The sequence below is a fragment of the Trichococcus patagoniensis genome, from assembly GCF_003051085.1.
GTDB classification, from domain to species: domain Bacteria; phylum Bacillota; class Bacilli; order Lactobacillales; family Aerococcaceae; genus Trichococcus; species Trichococcus patagoniensis.
On the sequence record NZ_QAOM01000017.1, the window covers coordinates 55,900 to 63,195 of the forward strand.

5 protein-coding genes are annotated in these 7,296 nt (G+C 49.2%); all 5 read left to right on the forward strand.

Annotated elements, in window-relative coordinates:
• Positions 1-787 precede the first annotated feature (787 nt).
• Positions 788-2,164: a L,D-transpeptidase family protein gene (locus C8U37_RS11445; protein WP_108033354.1), complete on the forward strand. Its 1,377-nt coding sequence runs from the start codon at positions 788-790 to the stop codon at positions 2,162-2,164.
• 210 nt (positions 2,165-2,374) lie between these two features.
• The gene (gene yycF / locus C8U37_RS11450) at positions 2,375-3,082 is read left to right on the forward strand and encodes a response regulator YycF (protein WP_108033355.1); all 708 of its coding nucleotides are present in this window, start codon (positions 2,375-2,377) and stop codon (positions 3,080-3,082) included.
• Positions 3,083-3,088: 6 nt separating this feature from the next.
• Positions 3,089-4,936 carry a cell wall metabolism sensor histidine kinase WalK gene (walK, locus tag C8U37_RS11455; RefSeq protein WP_108033356.1) on the forward strand — a complete coding sequence of 616 codons (1,848 nt, stop codon included), beginning with the start codon at positions 3,089-3,091 and terminating at the stop codon, positions 4,934-4,936.
• Complete coding sequence (locus tag C8U37_RS11460) at positions 4,933-6,249, forward strand: YycH family regulatory protein (RefSeq protein ID WP_108033357.1); 1,317 nt, start codon at positions 4,933-4,935, stop codon at positions 6,247-6,249. The genes walK and C8U37_RS11460 overlap by 4 nt, the downstream gene beginning before the upstream one ends.
• Positions 6,239-7,150 (forward strand): two-component system regulatory protein YycI, encoded by a 912-nt coding sequence (locus C8U37_RS11465; protein WP_170100275.1) that lies wholly within the window; start codon positions 6,239-6,241, stop codon positions 7,148-7,150. Before C8U37_RS11460 ends, C8U37_RS11465 begins: the two co-directional genes overlap by 11 nt.
• Positions 7,151-7,296: the final 146 nt, after the last annotated feature.

The following is a 7,296-nucleotide window of genomic DNA, read 5'->3' on the forward strand; positions in this document are numbered from 1 at the left end:
GAAAGGAGGGGCTGTCTCGATTGGAGGCGCCCCTTCTTTCTTTTTGCTTAGGTTGGCTACGAGCTTTCCGGAGAAGAAAGACTCAAATTGAAGAATCGGACAACCAGAACGCAAATGTTCTACAAGTTGTCCGATAACCGGGAAGAATCGGACAACCAGAGAGCAAATGTTCTACGAGTTGTCCGATAACCGGGAAGAATCGGACAACCAGAGAGCAAATGTTCTACGAGTTGTCCGATAACCGGGAAGAATCGGACAACCAGAGAGCAAATGTTCTACGAGTTGTCCGATAACCGGGAAGAATCGGACAACCAGAGAGCAAATGTTCTACGAGTTGTCCGATAACCGGGAAGAATCGGACAACCAGAGAGCAAATGTTCTACGAGTTGTCCGATAACCGGGAAGAATCGGACAACCAGAGAGCAAATGTTCTACGAGTTGTCCGATAAACGGGGAAAACCGGACAACCAGAAGCAAATGTTCTACAAGTTGTCCGATAACCGGGAAGAATCGGACAACCAGAGAGCAACTGTTCTGGAGCTTGACCCATGAAGCGCTCGTCAGCTCCGGCGAAGGCGCGCGCAAATGAAAACGAGGGCGTGTCTGTTTGCATTTCTTCCGCGTTGGTATTATGATTAGTGTCTAAGAAGCCGACCTATTATAAAAAAATTAAGATAAAATAGGTTGCTTTTTAAAGAAAACATGGTAAAGTAATAAAAAGTAAGTCGCGATTATTTGTAACATAAACGTAATCGGAATGTAATGAAACAAGAAGGTGGTCTGGACAGTGAAAAAGAAACCCATCATCATTGGCGCTACAGCGGTCTTATTGGTCGCAGCCGGATACTTTGGTATAGGTAGCTATTATGAGGATAAATTCTTACCGAATACGATGCTGGATGGCATTGACATATCGAATGATACCGTAGCCCAAGCGAAAGAAGAGACAACTGCAGCAATCGCACAAACGCAGATCCAAATCGTCGAAAGTGGAGAGACTATCCATGCATTCACACCCGCCGACTTGGGCGTTTCCATCGATAACACCGAGAAACTGGAAACGATGAAGGCAGAACAAAACGTTTGGAATTGGCCAATCCTGCTGTTCCAAGAAAAGCAGGAAGAAACCGACCTGAGCGGCGTATCTGTGGACGAAACGGCTTTAGGAAATATTTTGGCGGCGATGCCGTTGGAGAACGAGAGTCGTACGGCCCCCGTGAACGCTACAGTTGTCAAAGGGACGGAAGGCTACGCGATTTCGCCTGAAACGGCAGGGAACAAGGTCGATCTGGAATTGTTGAAGGCAACGATGCTGGAAGCAATCATTGCCGGAGAAACCGAAATCGATCTTGCACAGGCTTATCAACAACCGACATTAACCGCAGACGATCCAACTTTGGCGGAAACGTTGCAAAAACTGGATGATTTGACGGATACGGTTATCCAATATACCATTTCCGGACAGACAGAGACTGTGCCGCAAACAGCCATCGTCGAATGGTTGGGCATAGACGAGAACGGCGAAGTGTCCGTGAATCGCGAAGGTGTTGCAGCCTATCTGCAGGGACTGAGCGACAAATACAGCACCTATTCCCGAACGCGGGATTTCTTGGCAACGGACGGTGAAACGGTCCAAGTCCCATCCGGCACATATGGATGGACACTGGCTGTCGCAGCTGAAACGGACAACCTGATCAGCTATGTTTTGGCAGGTGAGGATGTGACGGTGACGCCGAACTACAACGGCACCGGCTATCATGCGGACGGCGCGGACATCGGCAACACCTATGTAGAAGTGGATCTTTCAAGCCAACACATGTGGTATTACAAAGATGGCGTCGTTGTGCTCGAGACGGATATCGTTTCCGGCCATCCGATGTCACCGACTCCGACAGGGGTCTTCTACATCTGGAACAAAGAAGAGGATGCCGTTCTGAAAGGCTATAATCCGAGAACCGAAAAGGATTACGAATCGCCTGTAGAATACTGGATGCCTGTCGAATGGACTGGGATCGGTATCCACGATTCATCCTGGCAGCCTGCTTACGGCGGTGAATATTGGCTTACTGCCGGCTCGAATGGTTGTGTCAATACGCCACCAGGGGTCATGGCTGAACTGTTCGGGATGATCGGTATCGGGGTTCCGGTCGTCATCCACAGCTGATGAATCAATGAACGAACGCCATAACGTCAAATAGGGGAATGAGCCATCAGTCAGGAAAACGATTGATGGCTCGTCCTTTTTTGTACAGTCGTGCGGGTTCTGCGGGTGGATAATTCAGGAACGCTTTGCACATAATCGGCTGCAATTGTATAATAAAGAGTAGACGTTCCGGAAGGGACAGATAGTTGCAAGAAATAAGGAGGTTTGAAGATGAAAAAGGTATTAGTGGTAGACGATGAAAAACCGATCTCAGATATAATCAAGTTTAATCTGACCAAAGAAGGGTATGATGTCTTCACTGCATTTGATGGTGAAGAAGCCTTGGCGCAGTTTGCGGAAGTGGGCCCGGATATCATCCTGCTGGATCTGATGCTGCCCAAGATGGACGGATTGGAAGTCTGCCGGGAAATCCGCAAGACGAGCGATGTGCCGATCATCATGCTGACGGCAAAAGACTCTGAAATCGACAAAGTGCTTGGGCTTGAATTGGGTGCGGATGACTATGTCACGAAACCATTTTCTAACAGGGAATTGGTCGCGCGCGTAAAAGCGAACTTGAGGAGACAAGCCTCTCCGGTTGCGGCACCGCCTGAAGAAGACGATACGAACGAAATCAAAATCGGAGCACTGATCATCCATGAAGATGCTTACATCGTGTCCAAGCGCGGGACAGAGATCGAGTTGACCCACCGCGAATTCGAATTATTGCATTATTTGGCGAAACACATCGGCCAAGTGATGACGCGGGAGCATCTGCTGCAGACTGTATGGGGATATGATTATTTCGGCGATGTCCGCACTGTCGATGTGACGGTCCGCAGACTGCGCGAAAAAATCGAAGATACACCGAGCCATCCGACTTGGTTAATCACACGAAGAGGAGTAGGCTACTTCTTGAAGAATCCGGATCAGGAGTAACCATATATGAACAAAAAGATACGTTTGGTTCACTCCATTCATTTCAAGATACCGATGCTGTTCATTCTCCTCCTGTTGGTATCCCTGCAACTGATCGGGGCTTATTTTATCCGTGAACTGGAAACGAAAATGATCAGCAACTTCGACAGCCAGATGACCCTGAATGCGGGCTTTCTGGAGAAAACGCTGCAGCCGATCCTGATGGCCGAGGATACGGAAAAGTTGGAGGATTCGGTGCAGACCATCCTCAGCGATTTTACGGGCGCCAACATCCTGGAAACGCAAGTCATGGATGAGCAGGGGTATATTCTCGGAATCAATGACCAAACGCTGCAATCTTTGATCGGAACGAAGTCGACCGATCGGGATGTCCAACAAGTCATTCTTCTGGATGCACCCTCCTCATACCAATATGTGAAGGAAGACACGAACAGCCGTGTGCTGAAGAACATCAGCCCAATCTATTCAACGGACAATACAGGTACCCTTATCGGCGTATTGGTGATGGAATCGAATATCGAATCGGTTTATTCGCAGATGAGCCAGACGGTGAGCATCTTTCTGAATGCTTCGGTAGTGGCAATCATCATTACGATTTTGCTGGCTGTGATCATCTCCCGCGGTATCACGCGTCCCATCTCCGAGATGCGTAGGCAAACGGCCAATATTGCCGATGGGGATTATTCCGGCAAGGTGACCGTCTATGGAGCGGATGAATTGGGCGAATTGGCTGAGACCATCAACGATCTGTCCTACAAAGTCAAGGATGCCCAGGAAACGACAGAATCCGAGCGCCAAAGGTTGGATAGCGTCCTGCGGCACATGACGGATGGCGTATTGGCCACCGACCGTCGCGGCAAGATCATCATCATCAACAGCCGGGCGATGGACCTGCTCTCGATTTCCCAGGAAAAAGCGATCGGACAATCGATCATGAAGGTGCTGAAACTGGGCGAGAAATTCACTTTCCGCCAGTTGTTGGAGACGCAGGATGAATTGATCCTGAATATCCCGACAGAAGATCAGGATACGATCCTGCGCGGAGAATTTTCCGTCATCCAGCGGGAATCCGGCTTCATCAGCGGATTGGTCTGCGTGCTTTCCGACATCACGGAGCAGGAAAAAGTCGAGCAGGAACGCCGCAGTTTCGTTTCCAATGTATCCCATGAATTGCGTACACCGTTGACGAGCGTGAAAAGTTATACAGAATCGCTGATTGACGGTGCTTGGGAAGATAAGGATATCGCCCCGGAATTTCTGAAGGTCATTTCCACCGAGACCGATCGGATGATCCGAATGATCACCGATTTGCTGAATCTGTCCCGGATGGACCAAGGCAAACAGGAGCTGAACCTGGAGTTCGTCAGCATCAATGAACTGGTCGCGCATATCATCGATCGCTTCGAAGTGGTGTTGAAATCGGAACAGTACCGCAACAAAAAATATAAGATCGAACGGGACTTCACGCAACGTACGCTGTGGGTCGAAATCGATCAGGATAAATTTATCCAAGTGATCGACAATATCATGAACAATGCCATCAAATATTCTCCGGACGGCGGGAAAATCACCTGCAGACTGATGGAGACGCACAACAGTGTCGTCATCAGCATCACCGATGAGGGCTTGGGCATTCCGCGCAAGGACATCAGCCATGTCTTTGACCGATTCTATCGGGTGGACAAGGCGCGCGCCCGTTCAATGGGCGGCACCGGACTGGGCTTGGCCATTTCCAAAGAGGTCGTCCAGTTGCACGGCGGGAAAATCTGGGTAACCAGTGTGGAAAATAAAGGCTCCACTTTCTTTATTTCCTTGCCTTACATTCCGATGGACGAGGAGGATGAGTGGGAATGAGACAAAAAGAATCACCGATGCTGAGTGCCCTATTATACACGTTGGTCGCAATCAGCCTGTTCCTGACTGTCAGGATCCTTTCCACTCCGAGTACGATCGGGTTAAGCCAGAATTCGACGACATCCGTCTCTGCCAATTTGACCAACACGAAGAAGATAGAGGATGTCTTTGCACCGATAAGGATGATCGTCCATACGGATAAGCGTATCTACTTGACGCAAACGCCGGAAATCATGAAGAGCGTGAATGAGCTGTTGAGTGAGAATTTGCTTGACGGGATCGAAGATGTCTCAACCTACACGCAGGAGGAGTTTGATGCGCTTATTCTGACGCCTACCCAACTGGAGATCCGCTTTGCCGAGGGAGTTCCACTGGAGTTGCTTTCGCGTTATTTCACGAATCTCCAGGAGGATTATTATGATGACACGATCGATCGGATCATCCTCAACTCAAAGGAAGAGGATCCCGTCTATCTGTTGAATGATGAAACGAAGCAAGTGTTCACCGTAGCGCGGCCGGATAATGTGCTGCAGCCGTTGGTGGACCTTTACGAAGGACAAAAGGATGCGTACATGGAAGTGGAATCGTATGAATCCGAATCAGCCATCTCCTACCTTCCGAAAGAGGCAATCACGATCCAAAAGTTGGTCTATCTGGTTGAAAAGCCTTCGAACAGCTATTTCATCGATCTGCTTTTCAAGGATACTACCGACCTGAAGGATAACGGAAACGATGAATTCGTGAGTTACAGTGATAACATCTCCGAATTGAGCATCCACAAGGAAACCGGGCAGTTGAGCTATTACCGCAACATCCTCGATGCTGAGGAGTTGCCTGATTATCGGTTGATCCGCGACAGTTTCCATGAAATCAAAATGTTGGACAATTGGACGAATCCTTTTTACTTCTATGGGTTCGATGAGGGTACGGATAACGTTTATTACCGAAGATACGTGAACGGCTATCCGATTTTTGGGGAAGTCGATTACGGTTTGACGCGGATCCATATGTCTGGATCGTCCATGACGGAACTGCAATTCCTGACGCAAGTCATCCAGACGCCGCTGACGAATCGTAGAGAGGATGTCACGCTATTGAGCGGGACAGACCTTTTGGCCGCGCTGGATGCCGGTGGCTACAGCAGCCAAGAGATTCAGATGATCGCATTGGGGTATGATTGGACTTTCAGTGAAGAATCCAACCGTCTCGTCAATCTAACGCCAAAATGGTTCATTCAGATCGACGGCTCATGGAAGTCGCTGGACCAATGGATCGGCGGAACGGAAACGGAGGCGGATGATAGTGGACTTTAGACGCATCAAAATCATTTTTATCCTCACCTTCGCAGCGTTGAACATCTATCTGCTCAGCGTGTTGTTGGAAAAAAATGCAACGACATTGAGCTTCGGCAGCGAAAGCACAACGCTGAACATCGAAGAGGCAATGAAGGCCGATGACATCAGCTTCCCGACTTTGTCGACCGATCAAGAGAAGATCCCTTTGCTGAAGACGGACAAAGGCGCCACGCTGGAAGCCGATCAATCAAAACTTGTGAATCAGACGACTGTCTTTGAAGATGGGGTTTTGTTCAGCACCTTGTCCGAGCCAGTCCCGCTTGAGATCGATGCGGAAAATTTGACGATTGTCGACCGAACGCCGATTGCGGATCTCATCTTGCAAGGCAACGTACTCTACGGAGCTGAATATACCTTCCTTACGTATTTGCCGCTCAAAAGACAACTTGTGTACGCGCAAGTCGCCAACAGTATCCCCATCGGCGACAGTACGGGCAGCATCACGTTCAACTTGGATCCCGATTATGAGGTCATTTCCTATGAACAGACTTTTGCGGGTGTGGCGGAAGTACAAGGCAGCAGCCGATCCGTGATTTCGCAGAAGCGGGCGGTCGAAGCGCTGTACCTCAACAATCAGATCCCCGCGAATTCCACCGTGCGGACGGTGCAGCTGACGTATTACCGCACGCTGAGTCTGTCGGATATGGATATCTACAGCCCGATGTGGTACATCGAGATCGAAATCGAAAATGCGCCTGTGGAAATCAGACGGGTGGACGCCTTGACGGGCAGCATCATCACGACGTCCAGTGTTTCGCTTCCGTCGGCCGAAGCGCAAATCAAGGCGAAGACAGCCTCCAGCAGTGCGTTGCTGCTAGAGGAAGAGGACGCTCCGGAAACAGAAACCACACCGGAGTGAATCGGCTGTTGGCATTTCAAATGACACAAACAAAAGGAAGAACCTCGAAATGACAATGTCATTAACTTAAGCGACTTGACATCTGAAAAAAGCGAGAATGCATTCAATTGTGCATTCTCGCTTTTGTTTTGTGTTGGAAGGAGGAT